This is a genomic window from Cytobacillus sp. GQ23 (assembly GCF_059758675.1).
The window spans coordinates 53,590-74,559 of record NZ_JCAXER010000009.1; the positions used below are offsets into that span (position 1 = coordinate 53,590).

Consider the following 20,970-nt stretch of genomic DNA (forward strand, 5'->3'; position numbering starts at 1 on the left):
GTGATTTTTGGAAGGAGGGGGACATATGGCTGAAAAGTCGGCCCGTTCAAAAGAGGTTGATACAGAGTTGACCCTTGAACAAGCGAAAGATCTATTAGTTGAAATAGGAAAAAAGACAGGTGTCCTTGCCTATGATGATATAGCAGAAAGATTGTCTCAATTTGAACTCGATTCCCACCAAATGGATGAATTCTATGAATTCCTTGGAGATCAGGGTGTTGAGTTAGTCGGAGATAATGAAAATGAAGACCCAAACGTTCAGGAACTTGCAAAAAATGAGGAAGAATTTGACCTTAATGATTTAAGTGTCCCTCCAGGTGTGAAAATTAATGATCCTGTCCGCATGTATTTAAAAGAAATTGGACGTGTTGACTTACTCTCTGCAGAGGAAGAGATTGCACTCGCCAATCGAATTGAGGAAGGCGACGAAGAGGCGAAAAGACGTCTCGCAGAAGCGAACCTCCGATTGGTTGTAAGTATCGCCAAAAGGTATGTAGGACGCGGAATGCTGTTTCTTGATCTTATCCAGGAAGGCAATATGGGACTGATTAAAGCGGTCGAAAAGTTTGACTACCGCAAAGGATTTAAGTTCAGTACGTATGCAACATGGTGGATCCGCCAGGCTATCACGAGAGCAATTGCTGACCAGGCCAGGACCATTCGTATCCCTGTTCATATGGTGGAAACCATTAATAAATTGATCCGTGTTCAGCGCCAGCTACTTCAGGATCTTGGCCGTGAACCAACACCAGAAGAAATTGCTGAAGATATGGATTTAACTCCAGACAAAGTAAGAGAAATTCTTAAGATTGCACAGGAACCTGTTTCATTGGAAACACCTATTGGTGAGGAAGATGACTCTCACTTAGGTGACTTTATCGAAGATCAGGATGCCACTTCTCCATCAGAGCATGCGGCATACGAGCTCCTGAAAGAGCAGCTTGAAGATGTTCTGGACACTCTGACTGACCGTGAAGAAAATGTTTTGCGTCTTCGATTCGGTCTTGATGATGGACGTACTAGAACTCTTGAAGAAGTGGGCAAGGTTTTTGGCGTTACGCGCGAACGTATTCGCCAAATTGAAGCTAAAGCTTTAAGAAAGCTGCGCCATCCGAGCAGAAGCAAACGTTTAAAAGACTTTTTAGAATAAAAAATATTGCCAGTGGATAGTTTACTTCTTAAAATGGAAGTAAACTATTTTTTTTGACAGGATGTGCTTTGGTTGGAAGAAAACAGAAAAGTAATCATTGTTAACGAACTGCTGCATTGGAAAAAGAGCCGAATGCTGCCTGACCAATATTGTGACTACCTGCTTACTCTTTACACCGAGGGAAGTCGGCCTAAGGAAATAAAAAAGCCTAAAAAAACAGTGCTGCTATCTCTTGCCAACCTTATTCTCCTGCTGCTGATTCCAATTTCTGCTTTATTAATTTATTTTACTGAATTGTCAATAACTTTGCAAACTGTCATTTTAACTCTTTTCATTTTTGCATGTATTTTCTTTCTTTTTTATTTTTCTAAAAAAGTAAAAATGATGCATATTCCTATCATTTCGGCAGCTTTGATTTTACTGATGGAATCTGTTGGCTTTGTATCGGAGCTATATCCCAAAAACGAGAACATTCTATATGTTGCCCTAGTACTTAATTGTATTATTTGGCTGTTTGCAGGATTTAAATGGAAGCTTCTATATTTATGGATATCAGGGATGCTTGGATTCTTATTATTAGTTATTTCTATATTCATATAATAAAATATTTTAAAAAGTTTTTAAATGTTGAGAAAACTTAAGTAACCCTTATATAATAGTAATGAAAGCGTATACAACTTTTGTTCTTATAAGGGGGATGGACATGAATTTTGACTTGACTGCAGAACAGAATATGATCCTTAAAACAATCAGGGAATTCGCTCAGGAAGAAGTGGCACCGGGGGCTTTGGAAAGAGACCGTACAAAGGAATTTCCGATAGAAGTGTTTAAAAAAATGGCGGACCTTGGCTTGATGGGACTTCCTTTTCCTGAAGAATATGGCGGCGCAGGGGCAGATACTGTAAGCTTTGCTATTGTAACAGAGGAGCTTAGCAGAGCATGCGCGTCTACGGGAATCACTTACTCGGCACATATTTCACTAGGGGGGGCACCGCTTTATTTATTCGGGACCGAGGAGCAGAAACAAAAGTATCTGGTGCCCATTTGTACCGGCGAGTCTTTTGGAGCTTTCGGGCTAACAGAGCCTAATGCAGGCTCCGATGCTGGCGGTACTCGAACAACAGCAGTCGAAAAAGATGGTGAATATATCATTAATGGTAATAAATGCTTTATTACGAACGCCAGCTATGCTAAGCATTTAGCTTTGACTGCAGTCACTGGTGAAGTGGATGGAAAAAAAGAAATCAGTGCAATTATTGTTCCAACAGATGCAGAAGGATTTACCGTTATTGATAATTATGAAAAGATGGGGCTCAATGCATCAAATACTACTGAACTTGTCCTTGATGACGTACGCGTTTCGACTGAGCACTTGCTCGGCAAAAAAGGCGAGGGCTTTAAACAGTTTTTAATCACACTGGATGGTGGGCGTATTGGTATTGGAGCAATGGCTCTGGGGATAGCGCAGGCTGCTTATGAAAAGGCACTTCAATATGCAAAAGAGCGCCAGCAGTTCGGCCGTTCTCTCTCAAACTTCCAAGCTATTCAATTTAAACTTGCAGATATGGCGATGAAGATAGAATTGGCACGAAATATGGTGTACAAGGCTGCATGGCTGAAAGACCAGGGAAGACCTTTTGCCAAAGAAGCTTCCATGTGCAAGCTCTATGCTTCCGAAATCTGTATGGAAATCACCGACCAGGCTGTACAGATCCACGGCGGATACGGGTATATGAAAGAATACCAGGTAGAACGCTACATGAGGGACGGTAAGCTCACGGAAATCGGTGAAGGCACCTCTGAAGTGCAGCGAATGGTCATTGCGCGCCTCATTGGATGCTAATAACTATTTGCGGTTTACGAGGTGAAATAATTAACATAGACTCCATCCTCAGGATGGAGTTTTTTGTCCAATTTATGAACAAGATTTGACAAAGTTTACAATAGGGCTTTTCCTTCTGTCTTTTTTAAAGTAAAATAGAAATTGTTTGTATACTTACTTAAACTGAATGTGCTTACATAAGGGAGGTTAAATCATGAATCGCAATCCAATCATTCCATTTGTGTTGATTATGGTTTTTGGTGTGGTAGCAATGTTCCTTGTTTCTTTTAAAGGTCTTGGCGATATGGAAGAGCTTGCAAAAGAACAGGAAGGCGGCGGTGCTGAAACTGAAGAAACTGCAGCTGCGACCCCTGAAGAAGTTTACCAGAAGAGCTGTATCGGATGTCACGGTGACCAGTATCAAGGTGGAGTTGGTCCTGCTCTAAAAGGTGTAGGCGATCGTTTATCACAGGATGAGATCGCAGAAATCGTAGTAAACGGTAAAGGCTCAATGCCTTCAGGATTAGTGCCTCAGGACAAAGCTGCCGAAATGGCTGAATGGTTAGCAGGCCTTAAGTAATACCTATAATCAAAGTCCTTTGCATATGTAAAGGACTTTTTTTATACTATAAGAAAGGCTATCGTAATTTGACGATAGCTTTTTTAGCTTTTGCTCAAGGAGAGCAGGCTCTAGGCGCTTTTAACAATACATAAATAAGTGGTGACAGAATGAATACAGAGAAATTATCGAAACGGCTTGAATCTGTAGCAAATTATATTCCCAAAGGAGCCCGACTGGCTGATATAGGCTCAGACCATGCTTATTTGCCATGTTATGCAGTAAAGAAAGGGATTGTCCCTTTTGCCGTTGCTGGTGAAGTGGTGGAGGGTCCCTATCAATCCGCAAAAAAACAAGTGAGACAGGAGGGACTCGAAAATCAGATCTCAGTAAGAAAAGGAAACGGGCTTGTAGTGATTGAGCAAAATGAAGTTGACTGCGTAACCATTGCAGGTATGGGAGGAGCTTTGATTGCGAGTATTCTTGAAGAGGGGAAGGACAAGCTTGCTTCTGTAAAGAGGCTTATTCTCCAGCCTAATTTAAGTGCCATCTCCATTAGAAGCTGGCTGATTGAAAATGGCTGGGAGCTAATAGCAGAAGAAATTCTTGAGGAAGACGGAAAGATCTATGAAATCCTTGGAGCTGAAAAAGGAGAGCCGTTGAAACCTTACAAGAACAAAGAGCAAGGTTTGCTGATGGGTCCTTTTCTAATGGAGCAAAAATCAGCAGCATTTCAAAACAAGTGGCTCAGTGAAATGAAGAATTGGGAGAGAATTCTTCATCAGCTTGAAAAAGCAGCATACTCCAGTGAAACAGAAGAGAGAAAACAGGAGTTAAAGCAAAAAATCAAAATGGCAGAGGAGGTATTGATGCTGTGAAAAAAGTTAACGGACATGAGATTATCCAATTATTTGAACAGTTTTCCCCAAAAGTGTATGCGATGGAAGGAGACAAGATTGGCCTTCAGGTTGGCAGGCTGAATGTTCCAGTTGATAATGTCATGATTGCCCTGGATGTGCTGGAAGATGTCGTTGATGAGGCAATTGAAAAGAATGTGCAGCTGATCATTGCTCATCATCCCTTAATCTTCAGACCTCTGCAAAAAATTCCTACTGATACACCATCAGGGAGAATTATTGAAAAGCTTATAAAACATGATATCGCCGTTTATGCTGCACATACGAATTTGGATATTGCAAATGGCGGGGTTAATGATATGCTGGCTGATGCACTGAGGCTAACCAATACGGAAGTTTTATATCCCACATATGAGACTGTATTGAAAAAGCTTGCTGTGTTTGTACCTGAAGAAAATGCTGAGCCGTTAAGACAAGCTCTTGGAAACGCAGGGGCAGGTTCAATTGGCAATTACAGTCATTGCTCTTTTACCTCTTCGGGAACAGGGCAGTTTAAACCTGGCAGTGAGGCAAATCCTCATATTGGCCAGCAGGGTGAGCTTGAATCTATTAATGAAGTCTGCATTGAGACCATTTTTCCTGAACATATAGAAAAGAAAGTGCTGTCTGCTATGTTCAAAAACCATCCATATGAAGAAGTTGCCTACGATATTTATAAGCTTGAAAACAAGGGTGAAGTCCTGGGTCTGGGTAAAATCGGCGTAATCGGCGAAATGACTCTGGCTGAATTTGCGAAGCATGTAAAGCAAACACTTGAAGTGGAGGGAGTTCGTGTAGTGGGTGACCTTTCATCAAAAGTGAAGAAAGTTGCTGTACTGGGAGGAGATGGGAACAAGTACTTTATGTCAGCAAAGATGAAGGGTGCTGACGTATATGTGACAGGAGACATGTATTACCATGTGGCACATGACGCTATGATGATGGGTCTGAATATTGTTGATCCTGGCCATAATGTTGAAAAGGTAATGAAAAAAGGAGTAGCCCAAAAATTATCTCAGATGTGTACGGAAAAAGGATATAACGTATCCATTTTTCCTTCCTTAATTCATACAGATCCTTTTAAATTTGTCTGATAATCAAAAGAACCGGATTCCCTCAGGGTCCGGTTCTGTTTGTAAGAATTTATTTATTTTATAACTTTGCAGGCTTTTTTACTTTTGGAAGAATTTTATTTAATGGAACTTTCTTCTCACGTGACCATGTGGAATCATCAGACGAATCGAATTGCTCTAGGAAAGTTATAACTTCCTTTGTAATCGGTGTCGGAGTGGAGGCTCCTGCCGTAACGGCAACAGTTGATGCGTCTTTAATCCAATTCAAATCCAGTTCTGAAATATCAGCAATGCGATAGGCTTTTGTACCGGCAATTTCTTCTGAGACTTGTGCAAGACGGTTGGAATTATTGCTTTTTGGGTCGCCTACAACAATTAATACATCGGCCTGGCCAGCTTGTTCTGCTACTGCTTCCTGGCGAACCTGGGTAGCCATGCAGATTTCTTTATGGAACTCTGCATGAGGGTACTTTTCTTTAATTTCATCCATTACATGAGCGACATCCCATTGGCTCATTGTAGTTTGATTTGTCACCAGTATTTTATCAGCCTGGATATTAAGTTCATTTACATCCTCAACAGTCTGTACTAAATGCACTGCATGAGGAGCCACTCCAACTGCTCCTTCAGGTTCCGGATGGCCTTTTTTGCCAATGTAAATGATTTGAAAACCTTCCTTTTCTTTTTCCCTTATCAAATCATGGGTTCTTGTTACATCAGGGCATGTTGCATCAAGTGTCACAAGGCCTTTTTGTTTCGCTGCTTCCCGCACTTCAGGCGAAATGCCATGGGCTGTAAAAATGACTGTGCCCTTATCGACTTTATCCAAGATTTCTTTGCGGTCTTTTCCATCAAGTGTAACGATGCCTTCCTCTTCAAAAGCATCTGTCACATGTTTGTTATGGACAATCATACCCAAAATATAGATGGGTCTCGGCAAAGATGGATCAAGTGCAGCATTCCTCGCGATAACCATTGCATCCACCACACCGTAACAATACCCCCGAGGAGAGATTTTTATGACGTTCATCTGTATATCCTCCCTAATAAAAGCTTATATATGAATGGAACTGAGTTCATCTTTCAAAACGGAAAAACTCCATATTGCCCCTCTATTATATAAGAGATAAACCGATAATACAAAAGGAGTAATTCTTCTTATGAAAAAAGCAAAAAAAGAATGCACCGGCATTCTTTTCTTTAAATATATAATTTCGGTCTGGAAATACCTTCTGCTGATGATGTCTTGGCAGCGGGCTGTTCCACCTTTTGTTTCTTTTTTGTCTTTTTGGGCTTTGAATTCTGTGTCTTTTTTTCTGTATTTGCCTGTTGGGATTCCACCTTGGCTTCTGAAGCTGTCTCATCAGCTTCAGGTGCATCCTTTATGCCTCGATATAGCTTCCACATGGCAGGCAGATTCCTGACCAGCGGTCCATACTGCTGAACCATGGGGCCGATTTGCTGTGCTGTATTTAATACCTTTTGAGTGTTGGTTAGAAAGCCGTTTATGGACGAAGGATTGCTTAATGCCTGCAGTATGCCTCCTGATGAGGGAGAGCCTCCTGCAGCTCTGGCAGCTCCCATCCCTGCAGCGGGCTGGGCATTTCCTTTTCCTAATATTTTAGAGAGCAATCCTCCGCCTCCACCGCCGCGTTTCATGCCCGGAGGGCCGCCCATCATTGGCCCCATGGGAGGTCTTCCCTGCATGGGGGTCATAAAAGGGTGGGGGGGCATCCCTCCGCGCATAGGGGGTCTCGGTCCTGGCAACATATTCATTGGCCTCCTCTCATTGCATATTTCTGCATCTTAAATAAAAATTTCATAATATAAAGTATGCGTATATCCCATTTTGGTTTAGGCATAATTCAGAAGAAACCAATTTATTTATTAAAATCACCTAAAAAGCTCATCATAAAAATATAAAAGCCTGTTTGAGTGGTTATTTGCAGAAAACTTTATTATAATAACAGGATGTAAGAAAAGCTCGGAACCAGCAAGTTGTCAGTTGATACTAGTAGATCTTACTCACTAATATATGTTTTGGATACTGCCTTAACGTAAGGCGAGTCTGAATAATTGAGGAGTTTTTATATGAACGAAACGAGATTTGACCGATTTAACTTAAAGCCCTTTATTATAGAAGCGGTTAAAGATTTTGGCTTTTATGAGCCGACAGAAATTCAGGAAAGAATGATCCCTGCTGTGCTGAAGGGAGAAAGCGCAATAGGGCAATCACAAACTGGCACAGGAAAAACCCATTCATATGTGCTGCCTATCCTTCATAAGGTTGATCCTTCCCGCCAGGAGGTTCAGGCTATTATTACAGCTCCAACCAGAGAGCTTGCCAATCAGATTTATCATGAAATTCTTAAGGTTACAGAGCATTGTCCGGAGGGAGAAGAAATATCTGCACGCTGCTATATCGGCGGTACGGACAAGCAGAGAACCATTGAAAAGCTGAAAAAACAGCCTCATGTGGTTGTAGGTACACCGGGAAGAATAAATGACCTCGTAAAAGAACAGGCATTGTTTGTGCATACTGCCGAAATTCTTATTGTGGATGAAGCAGATTTAATGCTTGATATGGGATTTATTGAAGATGTTGACCAAATTGCAGCAAGGATGCCGGAGAAGCTGCAAATGCTTGTATTCTCAGCTACAATTCCTGAGAAGCTGAAGCCTTTCCTGAAAAAATACATGGAAAATCCAAAATATGTTCACGTGGAGCCAAAGCAGGCCACAGCAGCAAATATTGAGCACTGGCTTCTGCCTTCCAAACACCGCAATAAAGTAGAGCTGGTATATCAGGCACTGACTTCCTTAAACCCTTACTTAGCCATTGTATTCACCAACACCAAGAAAAAAGCGGACGAAGTGGCAGACGGATTAATCAGCAAAGGCCTGAAGGTCGGACGTATCCATGGGGACCTTAACCCGCGTGAACGAAAGAAAATGATGAAGCAGATTCTAGACCTTGAGTTTCAATATATTGTGGCAACAGACCTGGCTGCCAGAGGCATTGATATACAGGGGATCAGCCATGTAATTAACTATGAACTTCCAACCGATCTTGATTTTTATATTCATCGGGTTGGGCGGACAGCGCGTGCAGGTTTCTCGGGAATTGCGGTAACAGTGTATGAAATCTCCGATGAAGATGCATTGAACAGACTAGAAAAAATGGGAATAGAATTCAGGCACAAAGATCTTCAAAAAGGTGAATGGACAGACCTGGATAATCGCAACAAGCGAAAAACAAGACAGAAACAAACAGATGACATTGATAAAAAAGCCGCTTCATTGGTGAAAAAACCTAAAAAAGTAAAACCAGGCTATAAAAAGAAAATGAAATGGGAAATGGACAAAATTAAAAAACGCGAAAGAAGAATCAAGCGTAAATAAGGAACTAAAGGGAGAGGTATTTTCATGTTGAAGATTGGATCACATGTTTCCATGAGCGGGAAAAAAATGCTTTTAGCAGCAAGTGAAGAAGCTGTTTCATATGGCTCCAATACATTTATGATCTATACAGGGGCTCCGCAAAACACAAGAAGAAAAAAAATCGAAGATCTGAACATTGAAGCAGGGCTGAAGCATATGTCAGAGAACGGGATTGCTGATATTGTTGTACATGCTCCTTATATCATCAATATCGGAAATACTACAAACCCTTCAACATTTGAATTAGGCGTAAATTTTCTGCGCTCTGAAATCGACCGCACCGAAGCGATTGGAGCTAAACAGATTGTACTCCATCCCGGCGCCCATGTTGGAGCAGGAACAGAGGCCGGCATCAAAAAAATCGTAGAAGGCTTAAATGAAGTTCTGAACGGAGAAGAAAATGTGCAGATCGCACTTGAGACCATGGCTGGAAAAGGATCAGAGTGCGGGAGATCCTTCGAAGAGCTGGCTATGATTATTGAGGGAGTCAATTATAACAATCACTTATCTGTATGCTTTGATACTTGTCATACACATGATGCAGGATATGATATTGTGAATGATTTCGATGGAGTATTGGAAGAATTCGATAAGATTATTGGACTTGACCGTCTGAAAGTCCTTCACATTAATGACAGTAAGAATGAGCGCGGAACGCGTAAAGACCGTCACGCTAATATCGGATTTGGCCATATCGGCTTCAATGCCTTAAATTATATTGTCCATCATCCGCAATTAAAGGAAATCCCTAAAATTCTGGAGACTCCTTATGTAGGCGAAGATAAAAATAATAAAAAAGCCCCTTATAAGCATGAAATAGAAATGCTGCGCAGCCAGGAATTCAATGAAAGCTTATTGGAAGTCATTGCGGCTGTATAAATATAGTTCAGTTTGATTGGCTGAGCCTTGAAAAAAGAGTCAATAGTAAAAAGCTGTGCCTGGAATGCACAGCTTTTTTGCGTGAAAAATTAAGTATGATAAGTGAGATTTATTTTGTAAATTGCATAAAAAGCCTGTTTACTTCCCTTGCAGTTTCCGGGCCGGCAATCTTTGCAATTTCCTTTATGATTTTTGTCCTTTCGCGGTCATCAAAGATGTTTACTTGTTTGCCTCTCAAATGATCTGCAATTTTCTGTGCTTGCGCTTTCGTGATCTGGATGTTGAACTGTTCTCCATATTTTAATAATTCATCTGCTGTAATATTGCTTAACTTATGATTAATGATGTTTTCGAATATTTTCATTTTTCATCACTCCTCCTCAGTACTTTATGAGTGAAGACTGTGAATAGTGACTATAAGTTTCAAAATTTCCGACAAAAGCATGTACCTTTACTTTAAATGCATGTTCTTGTATACTGTGTTAGTAAATCGTAATGATTCTTAATATGTAAGGTGATAATAATGGCAAAGCCAATAATTGAAATAGCTCATGTCTCTTATAGATATGAGAAAGAAAATGTACTCGAGGATATCAATCTGACCATTAATTCAGGAGATTTCCTTGGAATTGTAGGTCCCAATGGTTCGGGTAAATCAACCCTTTTAAAGCTTATCTTGAATTTGCTTAAAGTGCAGAAGGGGAGCGTCAAACTGTTTGGCCAGGAAATTAGCCGATTTAAGGATTGGCAGAACATTGGATTTGTCTCTCAAAAGGCAAATTCATTTAATACAGGATTCCCGGCAACGGTCTTTGAAGTGGTTTCAAGCGGGCTTACAAAGAAGCTGGGGCTTTTTAAATTTATGGGCAAGACAGATCAGGCAAAGGTTATGCGTGCGATTGAATCTGTTGGCATGCATGAGTATGCAGGGCGTAATATAGGCGAGCTTTCAGGCGGTCAGCAGCAGCGGGTATTCATCGCCCGGGCATTGGTAAGCGACCCGAAATTATTAATATTGGATGAACCCACAGTAGGTGTGGATGTGAAAAATGTTCAGTCCTTCTATGAAATGCTGGATGATTTAAATAAGGATCTTGGCATTACTTTATTGCTTGTTACACACGATATTGGGACAATTTCTGATAAAGTCACCCATGTGGCGTGCCTGAATAAGAATTTGCATTTCCATGGAAATACAGCTGAATTTGAAAGCTTAAATGTAAATGAAATGTCGGAGATCTACGGACATGATGTACATGTCCTGACACATGACCATGATCATCACCACCATAAAGGAGCAGGCAAATGATTTCGGGAATCCTTCAATATGAATTTTTACAAAATGCTTTTTTAACTGGAATTATTATCGGGATCATTGCTCCTCTTCTGGGTGTGTTTATAGTTGTCAGAAGGCTATCTTTAATTGCGGATGCTTTAAGCCATGTAACACTTGCAGGCATTGCTGCAAGCCTGCTGCTAGAAAAGAAATTTATCGGATTGAGCGGATTGAATCCTTTGTATATGGGGATGGCTTTTTCAGTTGCCGGTTCGTTGTTTATTGAAAAGCTGAGAGCTGTTTATAAGCATTATCAGGAGCTGGCTATTCCTATTATTTTATCTGGCGGCATTGGTCTTGGAGTCATATTCATTTCACTTGCTGACGGATTCAATACAGATTTATTCAGTTATCTGTTTGGCAGTGTCAGTGCAGTCAGCCGGCTTGATTTATGGACTATTTTGATTATCAGCGTGCTTGTCATAGTACTTGTGGTCCTGCTCTATAAAGAATTGTTTTTGCTGTCATTTGATGAAGAGCATGCCAAGGCATCCGGAATAGCTGCTAAAAGTGTTCACTTCATTTTTATAGTCATGGTAGCACTGGTTATAGCTGCTTCCATGAGAATAGTGGGGATATTATTAGTTTCCTCTCTTATGACATTGCCGGTTGCTGCAAGCATCAGAATTGCAAAAGGCTTCAAACAGACCATATTCCTGTCCATGCTTTTTGGTGAAATTTCGGTTCTTGGCGGCTTGACAATTTCCTACTATATTGATTTGGCACCTGGCGGAACAATCGTTATGATTGCCGTATTTATACTGATTGTAACAATATTGCTGAAAAAACTTGCAGGCATGAGAGCCGCATAAATGTGAATGACTTCTATCCGGGTTGATTTAAGAGCAAAAAAGAGGTGGAAAAAATGAATGTTGATGAAGCCATGCAGCTTTTAAAGGATAAAGGCTATAAACATACCGGGAAAAGGGAAGAGATGCTTCAGCTGTTTGCTGACAGCGATAAATATATAACGGCAAAAGAAGTTCTCGAGAAAATGAAAGATAATTATCCTGGACTTAGTTTTGATACTATTTACAGAAATTTATCGTTATTTGTGGAACTGGGTATTTTTGAAATGACAGAGCTATCAGGTGAAAAACATTTCCGCTTTACTTGCTCTCATGATCATCATCATCATCATTTTATATGTCTGGATTGCGGCAAGACGAAAGAAATTGAAGTCTGTCCCATGAAGCAGGTGCAGGAAAATCTGAAGGGCTATGATGTTTCCGGACATAAGTTTGAAATATATGGGAAATGTCCGGAGTGTTTTTAATACAGAAATAAAAAAAGAAGCATGGAGCTATTTTTCCATGCTTTTTTGCTTTAGCCAATTTTCAGTCCAGGCATGGGCTTCCTTCCAATTTCGGACGCGGATGACGCCATTGGGAAGGGAATCCTGATTATAAGGTGTATCGAATAAAAGGACAGGTATTCCGCAGGCCTCATGAATCATCACTGCATTATCATGTTTATCTTCGAGAAAGATATCGACCTCATACTTTTTTGCAGCTTCAATTTTATCATGGCTCCCGATCAATTCAATATGATCAAACTCTAGTGCATTTTCTAAAAACCATTCCTCTGTTACTTGCTGCAGGTGAGAGCCCCTGGCGCTGATAAAATACAATTCATGCTGCCGTTTCCAGTTGGTCAGAACTTCCTTTGCACCTTCCGCAAGTGGAGATTCCTTATAGATTATTGGTTCATTCTCAAAAAACCAATGGGCAAACTTCTCCTCTGAAATCGTCACTAATGGTGTTAAATCATACTGCTTAATATCATTTAACGTAATATTCAAGTTAAATGCTTCATTTAAATACGGAACCATTGCTTCGGGGCTGGTAACCGTTCCGTCTATATCGATGCCAAAGCGTTTCTTCATTTTATTAAATCTCCTTTAATGCATATATCCCTTATCTTAACAAAAGTCAGAGCCTTGCAAAAGAGTGTTGCTGCCAGGTTTGACAGTTAAACATTAACATCTTAAAAAAGACCTTTATCGCAAACACTATAAATGCTCCATTAAGCAAAAGTTTTAGGAACACAGCAAAGAAAGAGAGGGATCATTGATGGCAGATCAAGATCGCACCAATGAAGAGTATGACCTCCGATACAGTGAGCGAATTGGCGAAGCGAATGAAGCGGATTATTCAGAAGAAGCTGCTGCAGAAATAGCGGCGCCAGGTGTCTATGACAGGTCGCTTGATCGTAATGAGGAAATCGAAAGAGAAGCAGTTCAGGAAAATTATTCTGAGGAAACCGCTGCAGAAATAGCAGCGCCAGGTGTCTATGACAGGTCATTGGACAGGGATGAAGAGAATGAAACTGTTACAGCCGGAAGAGGAGTCGGTTATGCAGCCCTGGCACTTTCCATTTTATCTTTGTTTGTACTGCCAGTTCTTTTTGGAGCAACAGGAATTGTCCTTGGTTTTATCGCTCGAAGAAGGGGTTCAGAAAGCCTTGGAGGCTGGGCGATTGCAATTGGGGCAATTTCCATTATTATCGGTATGTTTATATTGCCGTTCTTTTAAAAATAAGAAAAAAGCCTGGTTCCCAAATTGTATTTGGGGCCAGGCTTTTCTATTTGTAAGATACTTGTTTATTCTGCTGTTATTATTATGGCTGCAGGCTTTCAGCCTGTAATTTCTCTTCTGCCTGTTTTGCAAAATATTCTTCAGCTATTTTGTCGATTTCGATCTTAAGTTCTTCGACCATTGTTTCTTCCGGAACCTTCCTGACAATCTGGCCCTTACGGAACAGCAGGCCTTCTCCGCGTGCGCCGGCTATGCCGATATCCGCCTCCCTGGCTTCACCAGGCCCGTTAACCGCACAGCCCAATACAGCAACCTTAATAGGCGCTTTAATTTTTTGAATATATTCTTCCACTTCATTAGCGATGCTGATTAAGTCAATCTCAATCCGTCCGCATGTTGGGCAGGAGATCAGTGTAGCGGCGTTGGAGGATAATCCAAACACTTTAAGAAGTTCACGGGCAACCTTAACTTCTTCAACTGGGTCTGCACTCAATGAGATTCTTAATGTATTTCCAATGCCTTTGCTTAGGATAGCTCCCAGTCCAGCAGCGCTTTTTACAGTACCCGCAAAAAGTGTGCCTGATTCTGTAATACCTAAGTGCAGAGGGTAGTCAAAAGCCTTGGATGCTTTCTCGTATGCTTCAATGGCCAAGTTGACATCAGATGCCTTCATGGAAACGATGATGTCATGGAAATCAAGATCTTCTAAGATTTTGATATGATGAAGTGCGCTTTCAACCATGCCATCTGCTGTAGGGTATCCGTATTTCTCAAGAATTCTTTTCTCAAGGGAACCGGCATTTACCCCAATCCGGATAGGTATTCCTTTTGCCTTGGCTGCCTTGACGACTGCTTCCACCTTTTCGCGTTTACCGATATTGCCAGGGTTTATGCGGATTTTATCTGCTCCGCCCTCGATAGCCTTTAGGGCCAGCTTGTAATCAAAGTGGATATCAACAACAAGCGGTATATTAATTTGTCTTTTTATATCTGCTATGGCATTTGCGGCTCTTTCATCAGGGCAAGCAACACGTACGATTTGACAGCCTGCTTCTTCCAGCCTTTTAATTTCGGCTACAGTTGCCTCAACATCATGCGTTTTTGTTGTAGTCATACTCTGGATGAAAAGCTCGTTGCTTCCGCCAATTGTTAAAGGCCCAACTTTTACAGGCCTTGTTTTTGTGCGGTGTATAATTTCACTCAATGGAGATTCGCTCCTTTTTATCAATTCATATAACAGATGAGTAAAGTTCACTGTTAGAGAAGTTCCACTCTATTGTATCAATGAACTGCTGAAATTGACAAGAATGATGATTAGTTATCCTGACTGTATTTAGGAAATTTGTAGGTTTTACCGGATTTGATTTCTTCAGGCCTCAATCCATTATTCAACTCAGAGAAATCTGATACCACTTGGTCTATGCCAACCGGAATTGGGCCATCAAGGTTTAGTTCAATTATAGAAAGAACAGTCTCTCCCGGATTGACCTTTTTTTCAAAAAAGACTGGGTCTGATTCTGCAGATGGAATTGTGCTTGCCTCGATAGACTGGCTTTGTCCAGCGGGGAGTGTACCATGATTCAGGTCATAATAAATTACATAAATTACAAGAATGGAAAGCAATACTCCCGCCATTTTTTTCATATTGGCCAAACCTCCTGGAATAGCTTGTTTACCCAATATGTATGCTTGTCCCATCGTACTTAGACCAACAAAAGTTCTCAGTTTATTATTCTGCAGATAGGAGGAATTTATTTTATTCCAAAATAAAAACGCACGGGCTGCGCGCGTTTTACTTAGCGTTATGAGCAGGTACTTCCTTAATGGCCAGCAGAAGAATAATAAGGGAAACCAGCCAGTTAATCATTGCCCCGTTTTGCACTGTGGTTTGCAGGGCTGACATGATTGCAAAGAAAATGGTCGGTAAAGTTATGCTGTAGGCAGACATGCGCCATAAATGGCGGTATTCCAGTCTTTTGGAAAGAGCTTTTTTGACTAGAAGGCCTGCCAGTGCTAACAGAGATATCTCAATAAATCGAATGCCAGCTCCAAAAATATAAATGACTATTCCTATTAAGGGAATAATAATTGGCATAAGGGATTCTGCCGAATCAAGGAACCCGGAAAGGTCATTCTTAGAAATTGAGCCGTTTGACAGCATCGAGTATGGATGTCTCTGTTCCTGTCCTTCTGCTATTATGTAGACTTCATTTGTCAATAAGGCAATCGTATTGCCGCCTTCGGTTAGAACTGCAGGATCAACTGTACCTGTCGAATCAACAATGATTGTAAAGTTATCCTTATTGATGGTAACTGGAACCTTTTCATCTGTATGAAGCTGACCATCTGCTATTTCAAAATCAGGTAATTCACTGTCAATGGTTTTATCAATAGCATTGAAGCCGGAAATGATTCCTGCCCCGGAATAAAAAACGGTTGGCAATACTGACAGCAGGGTAAGGAAAAACACATACAGAATGGTTTTGCCTATTCCCTGATGCCTAAATAAAGCGATATCTTTAGGAGAAAACAGACTTTTATAAAACTGAACAAAAATATTCATTTGCACACACCCTTTTTGAGATTCACATACTTATTTTAGCCAAATCCCAAGGAGTTACAAGGGGAATGCTCTTTTAGTATTAAAGCAATACCTTTTCTGTATTTGTAATGAAACTGTAACATTTATGATCAATGTTAAGGTATTGTAAATTCGTGTCTGATTATATTTACTTTTATCTTCATTACCATTAATAATTGTATGGGGTTTGATGAAACATGTCGAAAAAAATATAGGGGTTGAATAGTTGTGGAACTTAATGTTCAGCAAATGCTTTTTGAATTTTTTGGAGGGCTTGGTATTTTTCTTTATGGAATCAAGTTCATGGGTGATGGGCTCCAAAAATCAGCAGGGGATCGGCTGAGAGATTTATTAGATCGTTTTACTACAAATCCAATCATGGGTGTTTTGGCCGGGATTCTTGTAACGATGCTAATTCAAAGCAGTTCAGCTACAACAGTTATTACTGTCGGATTGGTGTCAGCAGGTTTCATGACGCTGCGCCAGGCAATCGGGGTAATCATGGGTGCTAATATAGGGACCACTGTTACAGCTTTCATCATTGGAATAGATGTTGGTGAGTATGCTTTACCCATCATTGCACTAGGATCTATATTGCTATTCTTCTTCAAGAAACAGAAAATCCACAATGTCGGACAAATTGTTTTTGGCTTTGGTGCATTATTCTACGGACTGGAATTAATGAGTGGAGGAATGAAGCCTCTTCGCACTTTGGAATCTTTCCATGACTTGACCGTCAGTATGAGTTCAAATCCAATTCTGGGTGTGGTTGTCGGAACTGTATTTACAGTTATTGTCCAAAGCTCTAGTGCAACAATCGGTATTCTTCAAGGATTGTTTTCTGAAGAGCTGATCAATCTGGATGCTGCACTGCCGGTTTTATTTGGGGATAATATCGGTACAACCATTACAGCGGTTTTAGCAGCTATTGGGGCTTCTGTTGCTGCAAGAAGAGCTGCAGCTGTACACGTATTGTTTAACTTAATTGGTACAACCGTTTTCTTGGTTTTATTAAAACCTTTTACATTTATAGTTGAAACACTGCAGGGGAAAATGGATCTAAATCCTGAAATGACAATTGCCTTTGCACATGGAATTTTCAATACGTCGAATACACTTATTCAGCTTCCATTTGTAGCTGTATTGGCATGGATCGTGACAAGGCTCATTCCGGGCGAAGATGCGGTGGCTGATTATAAAGCTAAGCATTTGGATCCTATGTTTATTGAACAGTCCCCATCGATTGCACTTGGACAAGCCAAGGAAGAAGTGCTCCGCATGGGAACATTTTCTGTACACGGACTGGAAGAAACGGTTCAGTATTTAAAAACAGGCAATCAAAAGCATTCCGATACAGCATACCAGCTGGAAGATGCAATCAATAATCTAGATCGAAAAATTACTGATTATTTGATAAAACTATCTTCAAGTTCACTTTCGGCAAATGAATCAGCCGAGCATACTGTGCTGATGGATACGGTAAGAGATATTGAACGTATTGGTGATCATTTCGAAAATGTAATCGAACTGATTGATTATAAACAGGCAAATAAAGTGTCCATTACTGATTCAGCTATGGCTGATTTAGAGCAAATGTTCAAATTAACCATTTCTACTGTAAAAGAAGCGCTTCAGGCGCTGGACCATAATGATAAAATTGCTGCAGAGCATGTAGTTAAAAAGGAAGAAGAAATTGACAAGATGGAAAGAAAGCTCCGCAAACAGCACATCCTTCGTTTGAATGAAGGTGTATGCTCAGGCCAGGCCGGCATAGTGTATGTAGACATTGTCAGCAACCTGGAGCGTATAGGTGATCACGCAGTGAATATTGCTGAAGCTGTTTTAGGGGAAGAATAAGTGGTAAAATAAGCAAGGGGGATCCCTTGCTTATTTATTTATAAAAAAAGGGTGCTGATTATGGAAATATTTTATTGGATACTGATTATTGTGTTGTTTATTGTCGCTTTTGCAGGCCTGGTTTTTCCGATTATTCCAAGTGTGCTGTTTTTGCTTGGAGGTTTTATTCTTTATGGAGTCCTATTTTCTTTTGAGCCATTTAACTGGCTATTTTGGACGATTCAGGGGCTATTTGTACTCCTTCTTTTCGGAGCGGATTACGTAGCAAATATGATTGGCGTGAAAAAATATGGAGGTTCAAAAGCTGGTGTATGGGGAAGTACAATTGGCCTTTTAGCTGGCCCATTTGTCATACCTGTGCTGGGAATACTTATCGGGCCATTTCTTGGAGCGGTTATTGCTGAACTCGCAGTTAACAGGACAAACTTTAATGATGCATTAAAAATTGGATTCGGGTCTGTAATCGGATTTGTCAGCAGCGCAGCAGCCAAAGCTGTAATCCAGGCAGTTATGATTATTTATTTTTTAGTTGTAGTTCTATAACTAAGCATACTGCTGCGGATTAAAAAATACTAATTTGGATAATGTATATATGGAGCAAAGCTTTTTGATTGAAACAAAAAACCAACTTTGGTAATCTTAAGCTAAAGACCTTAGAAACATTCTAAAATCAGAATTTTATAAATGATTGTAAATGTTTCAGGGGGCTTACTAAAACAGATACATAGGGAGGAATTTTATTATGGCATTTGAATTACCGCAATTACCTTACGCTTATGATGCATTGGAGCCAAACATCGACAAGGAAACGATGAATATTCATCATACAAAGCATCACAATACTTATGTAACAAATCTTAACAATGCTTTAGAAGGAAACGAAGAGCTTCTTTCTAAAACTGTTGAAGAAGTAGTATCCAACCTGGATGCTGTTCCTGAAGCTGCCCGTACTGCTGTGCGCAACAACGGCGGCGGTCATGCAAACCATTCTCTTTTCTGGCAGATCATTTCTCCTAATGGCGGCGGAGAGCCAACAGGCGAATTAGCAGATGCCATCAGCAGCAAATTCGGAAGCTATGACAGCTTTAAAGAAGAGTTCGCGAAGGCGGCAACAACTCGCTTCGGTTCAGGCTGGGCGTGGCTAGTTGTAAACAATGGCGAACTTGAAGTAACAAGCACACCTAATCAGGATTCACCATTAATGGAAGGCAAGACTCCAATCCTTGGCCTTGACGTTTGGGAGCATGCTTACTACTTAAAATACCAAAACCGCCGTCCTGAATACATCAATTCTTTCTGGAATGTTGTTAACTGGGATGAGGTTTCTAAGCGTTACAGCGCTGCAAAATAAGCTATCAAACAGCACGGCAGATTTTATATCTGCCGTGTTTTATTTTTTAAATAATGTATTGTGCTAATTTCTAAATCATTGCATAACCGCACTGGCTTTGTAGGAGACTACCCTTAGAAGCAAAGGGGAGTTTTTTTATGAGCAGATTTAAAAAACTGATCGGTAATGTCGATTTAACGAAAGATTTAACATTGCTTTTATTTATTGGGGGGCTATATTCTTTAAGTGCTGCCCTCTCAAACACATTTGTAAATATCTATCTTTGGAAGCAGTCAGGTGAATTCAGTGATTTGGCTTTGTATAACCTGGCCATTGTTGTTCTGCAGCCTTTGACTTTTATTCTGGCGGGGAGATGGGCGAAGAAGATTGACAGGGTCATTGTACTGAGAATAGGTGTTATTTTTTTAGCCCTTTTTTATCTGACCGTTCTTTTTATTGGTACAAGCGCCTCGAAATATCTATTGCTTCTGGGAGCACTGCTGGGAGTAGGATACGGGTTTTACTGGCTTGCTTTCAATGTACTGACCTTCGAAATAACAGAGCCGGAGAATCGGGATTTCTTTAATGGCTTCCTTGGAATACTAACATCCGTTGGGGGTATGATTGGACCGATAGCAGCGGGTTTCATTATTTCAAGGATGGAAAAGTTCACCGGCTATTCAGTTATCTTCGGAATCTCCCTGACCCTTTTTTCAATAGCTGTCTTTTTAAGTTTTTTCCTTAAAAGGCGGCCTGCAGATGGAAGGTATTTTTTTACGAGAATCCTAGCAGAACGAAAAAACAATGTAAATTGGCGCATGATTACAAATGCCCACTTTTTTCAGGGGCTCAGAGAAGGAACCTTTATTTTTGTTGTTTCAGTGTATGTCTTCATTTCAACTGGCAGCGAACTGGCTCTTGGAACATACGGTTTGGTCAACTCAAGTATCTCTTTTTTAGGATATTATCTTGTATCAAGACTTTTGAAAAAGGAGTACCGGAAAAGAGCCATACTTATCGGGGGATTGGTACTATATGCGGCCATATTCTTTATTGTATTTGATGTTACCTACCCAAAGCTGCTGATGTATGCAGCAGCAATTGCTATAGCGTATCCACTTCTGCTTGTCCCATATATCTCATTAACCTATGATGTCATTGGAAGGGGCTGGAAGGCTGCTGAGATGAGGATTGAGTATATTGTCGTCAGGGAAATCTTTTTAAATGCAGGGCGCATAGTATCGATTTTAGGTTTTTTAGCTGCGGTATCTTTTTTTCAGGAGGAAAAAAGCATACCAATCCTTCTTTTAATAATAGGGGCGGGACATTCGGTCATTTATTTATTCATAAGAAAAATTCAATTTCAGTCAGCGTAAGAGAGAGGAAACCCTCTCTCTTTTTTTACCAGTAAATTTATTTATGTAGAAAAAGGGTTCTTTATAGAATTAATTGTTTTTTTCTTTTAGAATGGGACTAAGAGAATTTTTTAAAGGAAGTGTGCGTAATTGA

General features: G+C 40.4%; 23 protein-coding genes. 16 read left to right on the forward strand and 7 right to left on the reverse strand.

Annotated elements, in window-relative coordinates:
- Positions 1-25: 25 nt before the first annotated feature.
- The 6 genes from rpoD to AC6CHU_RS09360 all read left to right on the forward strand — a co-directional run bounded on the left by rpoD (position 26) and on the right by AC6CHU_RS09360 (position 5,521).
- Positions 26-1,150 carry an RNA polymerase sigma factor RpoD gene (rpoD, locus tag AC6CHU_RS09335; protein ID WP_159864992.1) on the forward strand — a complete coding sequence of 375 codons (1,125 nt, stop codon included), beginning with the start codon at positions 26-28 and terminating at the stop codon, positions 1,148-1,150.
- 63 nt (positions 1,151-1,213) lie between these two features.
- Positions 1,214-1,750, forward strand: a complete 537-nt coding sequence (locus tag AC6CHU_RS09340; RefSeq protein ID WP_236566212.1) for a hypothetical protein — start codon at positions 1,214-1,216, stop codon at positions 1,748-1,750.
- Between the two features lie 103 nt (positions 1,751-1,853).
- The gene (locus AC6CHU_RS09345; protein WP_159864998.1) at positions 1,854-2,993 is read left to right on the forward strand and encodes an acyl-CoA dehydrogenase; all 1,140 of its coding nucleotides are present in this window, start codon (positions 1,854-1,856) and stop codon (positions 2,991-2,993) included.
- 193 nt (positions 2,994-3,186) lie between these two features.
- Entirely contained in the window at positions 3,187-3,552 is a 366-nt protein-coding gene (cccA, locus tag AC6CHU_RS09350; protein WP_159865001.1) for a cytochrome c550, read from the forward strand.
- Positions 3,553-3,701: 149 nt separating this feature from the next.
- The gene (locus tag AC6CHU_RS09355; RefSeq protein WP_159865004.1) at positions 3,702-4,409 is read left to right on the forward strand and encodes a tRNA (adenine(22)-N(1))-methyltransferase; all 708 of its coding nucleotides are present in this window, start codon (positions 3,702-3,704) and stop codon (positions 4,407-4,409) included.
- Entirely contained in the window at positions 4,406-5,521 is a 1,116-nt protein-coding gene (locus AC6CHU_RS09360) for a Nif3-like dinuclear metal center hexameric protein (RefSeq protein ID WP_159865007.1), read from the forward strand. Before AC6CHU_RS09355 ends, AC6CHU_RS09360 begins: the two co-directional genes overlap by 4 nt.
- A gap of 58 nt (positions 5,522-5,579) precedes the next feature.
- On the opposite strand, the gene AC6CHU_RS09365 is transcribed toward AC6CHU_RS09360, so the two are convergent.
- Together AC6CHU_RS09365 and vrrA are read right to left on the reverse strand one after the other, a co-directional pair.
- Positions 5,580-6,530, reverse strand: a complete 951-nt coding sequence (locus AC6CHU_RS09365; RefSeq protein ID WP_159865010.1) for a 4-hydroxy-3-methylbut-2-enyl diphosphate reductase — start codon at positions 6,528-6,530, stop codon at positions 5,580-5,582.
- A gap of 170 nt (positions 6,531-6,700) precedes the next feature.
- Positions 6,701-7,189, reverse strand: a complete 489-nt coding sequence (vrrA, locus tag AC6CHU_RS09370; RefSeq protein WP_236566213.1) for a VrrA/YqfQ family protein — start codon at positions 7,187-7,189, stop codon at positions 6,701-6,703.
- Positions 7,190-7,591: 402 nt separating this feature from the next.
- Here vrrA and AC6CHU_RS09375 point away from each other — a divergent pair, with 402 nt between their 5' ends.
- Positions 7,592-8,902: a DEAD/DEAH box helicase gene (locus AC6CHU_RS09375; protein WP_251283682.1), complete on the forward strand. Its 1,311-nt coding sequence runs from the start codon at positions 7,592-7,594 to the stop codon at positions 8,900-8,902.
- A 24-nt stretch (positions 8,903-8,926) separates the two neighbouring features.
- A complete protein-coding gene (locus AC6CHU_RS09380; protein ID WP_251283683.1) occupies positions 8,927-9,820 on the forward strand; it encodes a deoxyribonuclease IV in 894 nt (297 codons plus the stop codon).
- A 109-nt stretch (positions 9,821-9,929) separates the two neighbouring features.
- On the opposite strand, the gene AC6CHU_RS09385 is transcribed toward AC6CHU_RS09380, so the two are convergent.
- Positions 9,930-10,184: a DUF2624 domain-containing protein gene (locus AC6CHU_RS09385; RefSeq protein ID WP_159865021.1), complete on the reverse strand. Its 255-nt coding sequence runs from the start codon at positions 10,182-10,184 to the stop codon at positions 9,930-9,932.
- A gap of 159 nt (positions 10,185-10,343) precedes the next feature.
- Here AC6CHU_RS09385 and AC6CHU_RS09390 point away from each other — a divergent pair, with 159 nt between their 5' ends.
- Genes AC6CHU_RS09390 through zur form a run of 3 tightly spaced genes read left to right on the forward strand, consistent with a single transcriptional unit; the run spans position 10,344 to position 12,432 of the window.
- Positions 10,344-11,129, forward strand: a complete 786-nt coding sequence (locus AC6CHU_RS09390) for a metal ABC transporter ATP-binding protein (protein ID WP_159865024.1) — start codon at positions 10,344-10,346, stop codon at positions 11,127-11,129.
- The gene (locus AC6CHU_RS09395) at positions 11,126-11,968 is read left to right on the forward strand and encodes a metal ABC transporter permease (protein WP_159865027.1); all 843 of its coding nucleotides are present in this window, start codon (positions 11,126-11,128) and stop codon (positions 11,966-11,968) included. The genes AC6CHU_RS09390 and AC6CHU_RS09395 overlap by 4 nt, the downstream gene beginning before the upstream one ends.
- A gap of 53 nt (positions 11,969-12,021) precedes the next feature.
- On the forward strand, positions 12,022-12,432 hold the full coding sequence (gene zur, locus AC6CHU_RS09400; protein ID WP_159865030.1) for a zinc uptake transcriptional repressor Zur: 411 nt from the start codon (positions 12,022-12,024) through the stop codon (positions 12,430-12,432).
- Between the two features lie 27 nt (positions 12,433-12,459).
- Here zur and AC6CHU_RS09405 read toward each other — a convergent pair whose 3' ends face one another.
- Entirely contained in the window at positions 12,460-13,041 is a 582-nt protein-coding gene (locus AC6CHU_RS09405) for a hypothetical protein (RefSeq protein ID WP_159865033.1), read from the reverse strand.
- 187 nt (positions 13,042-13,228) lie between these two features.
- Here AC6CHU_RS09405 and AC6CHU_RS09410 point away from each other — a divergent pair, with 187 nt between their 5' ends.
- On the forward strand, positions 13,229-13,690 hold the full coding sequence (locus AC6CHU_RS09410; RefSeq protein ID WP_159865036.1) for a DUF4190 domain-containing protein: 462 nt from the start codon (positions 13,229-13,231) through the stop codon (positions 13,688-13,690).
- Between the two features lie 85 nt (positions 13,691-13,775).
- Here AC6CHU_RS09410 and ispG read toward each other — a convergent pair whose 3' ends face one another.
- The 3 genes from ispG to AC6CHU_RS09425 form a co-directional block, all read right to left on the reverse strand.
- Positions 13,776-14,888, reverse strand: a complete 1,113-nt coding sequence (gene ispG / locus AC6CHU_RS09415; protein WP_201306539.1) for a flavodoxin-dependent (E)-4-hydroxy-3-methylbut-2-enyl-diphosphate synthase — start codon at positions 14,886-14,888, stop codon at positions 13,776-13,778.
- A gap of 119 nt (positions 14,889-15,007) precedes the next feature.
- Positions 15,008-15,337, reverse strand: a complete 330-nt coding sequence (yqfZ, locus tag AC6CHU_RS09420; RefSeq protein WP_159865041.1) for a protein YqfZ — start codon at positions 15,335-15,337, stop codon at positions 15,008-15,010.
- Between the two features lie 148 nt (positions 15,338-15,485).
- Positions 15,486-16,256, reverse strand: a complete 771-nt coding sequence (locus AC6CHU_RS09425; RefSeq protein ID WP_159865044.1) for a DUF1189 domain-containing protein — start codon at positions 16,254-16,256, stop codon at positions 15,486-15,488.
- Between the two features lie 267 nt (positions 16,257-16,523).
- Here AC6CHU_RS09425 and AC6CHU_RS09430 point away from each other — a divergent pair, with 267 nt between their 5' ends.
- The 4 genes from AC6CHU_RS09430 to AC6CHU_RS09445 all read left to right on the forward strand — a co-directional run bounded on the left by AC6CHU_RS09430 (position 16,524) and on the right by AC6CHU_RS09445 (position 20,837).
- The gene (locus tag AC6CHU_RS09430) at positions 16,524-18,131 is read left to right on the forward strand and encodes a Na/Pi cotransporter family protein (protein WP_159865320.1); all 1,608 of its coding nucleotides are present in this window, start codon (positions 16,524-16,526) and stop codon (positions 18,129-18,131) included.
- Positions 18,132-18,191: 60 nt separating this feature from the next.
- Positions 18,192-18,674 carry a DUF456 domain-containing protein gene (locus AC6CHU_RS09435; RefSeq protein ID WP_159865047.1) on the forward strand — a complete coding sequence of 161 codons (483 nt, stop codon included), beginning with the start codon at positions 18,192-18,194 and terminating at the stop codon, positions 18,672-18,674.
- 199 nt (positions 18,675-18,873) lie between these two features.
- Positions 18,874-19,482, forward strand: coding sequence for a superoxide dismutase (locus AC6CHU_RS09440; protein ID WP_076258029.1), 609 nt, complete (start codon positions 18,874-18,876; stop codon positions 19,480-19,482).
- A gap of 137 nt (positions 19,483-19,619) precedes the next feature.
- Complete coding sequence (locus AC6CHU_RS09445; RefSeq protein ID WP_159865050.1) at positions 19,620-20,837, forward strand: MFS transporter; 1,218 nt, start codon at positions 19,620-19,622, stop codon at positions 20,835-20,837.
- Positions 20,838-20,970: the final 133 nt, after the last annotated feature.

Bases quoted from the DNA above. Each gene is read 5' to 3' on its own strand.
- AC6CHU_RS09390 (WP_159865024.1), top strand. From the start codon at position 10,344: ATGGCAAAGCCAATAATTGAAATAGCTCATGTCTCTTATAGATATGAG.
- rpoD (WP_159864992.1), top strand. From the start codon at position 26: ATGGCTGAAAAGTCGGCCCGTTCAAAAGAGGTTGATACAGAGTTGACC.
- AC6CHU_RS09380 (WP_251283683.1), top strand. From the start codon at position 8,927: ATGTTGAAGATTGGATCACATGTTTCCATGAGCGGGAAAAAAATGCTT.
- AC6CHU_RS09445 (WP_159865050.1), top strand. From the start codon at position 19,620: ATGAGCAGATTTAAAAAACTGATCGGTAATGTCGATTTAACGAAAGAT.
- AC6CHU_RS09430 (WP_159865320.1), top strand. From the start codon at position 16,524: ATGCTTTTTGAATTTTTTGGAGGGCTTGGTATTTTTCTTTATGGAATC.
- AC6CHU_RS09440 (WP_076258029.1), top strand. From the start codon at position 18,874: ATGGCATTTGAATTACCGCAATTACCTTACGCTTATGATGCATTGGAG.
- AC6CHU_RS09355 (WP_159865004.1), top strand. From the start codon at position 3,702: ATGAATACAGAGAAATTATCGAAACGGCTTGAATCTGTAGCAAATTAT.
- AC6CHU_RS09385 (WP_159865021.1), bottom strand. From the start codon at position 10,184: ATGAAAATATTCGAAAACATCATTAATCATAAGTTAAGCAATATTACA.
- AC6CHU_RS09405 (WP_159865033.1), bottom strand. From the start codon at position 13,041: ATGAAGAAACGCTTTGGCATCGATATAGACGGAACGGTTACCAGCCCC.
- AC6CHU_RS09425 (WP_159865044.1), bottom strand. From the start codon at position 16,256: ATGAATATTTTTGTTCAGTTTTATAAAAGTCTGTTTTCTCCTAAAGAT.
- AC6CHU_RS09410 (WP_159865036.1), top strand. From the start codon at position 13,229: ATGGCAGATCAAGATCGCACCAATGAAGAGTATGACCTCCGATACAGT.
- cccA (WP_159865001.1), top strand. From the start codon at position 3,187: ATGAATCGCAATCCAATCATTCCATTTGTGTTGATTATGGTTTTTGGT.
- AC6CHU_RS09365 (WP_159865010.1), bottom strand. From the start codon at position 6,530: ATGAACGTCATAAAAATCTCTCCTCGGGGGTATTGTTACGGTGTGGTG.
- zur (WP_159865030.1), top strand. From the start codon at position 12,022: ATGAATGTTGATGAAGCCATGCAGCTTTTAAAGGATAAAGGCTATAAA.
- yqfZ (WP_159865041.1), bottom strand. From the start codon at position 15,337: ATGAAAAAAATGGCGGGAGTATTGCTTTCCATTCTTGTAATTTATGTA.
- AC6CHU_RS09395 (WP_159865027.1), top strand. From the start codon at position 11,126: ATGATTTCGGGAATCCTTCAATATGAATTTTTACAAAATGCTTTTTTA.
- AC6CHU_RS09435 (WP_159865047.1), top strand. From the start codon at position 18,192: ATGGAAATATTTTATTGGATACTGATTATTGTGTTGTTTATTGTCGCT.
- AC6CHU_RS09375 (WP_251283682.1), top strand. From the start codon at position 7,592: ATGAACGAAACGAGATTTGACCGATTTAACTTAAAGCCCTTTATTATA.
- AC6CHU_RS09345 (WP_159864998.1), top strand. From the start codon at position 1,854: ATGAATTTTGACTTGACTGCAGAACAGAATATGATCCTTAAAACAATC.
- vrrA (WP_236566213.1), bottom strand. From the start codon at position 7,189: ATGGGGCCAATGATGGGCGGCCCTCCGGGCATGAAACGCGGCGGTGGA.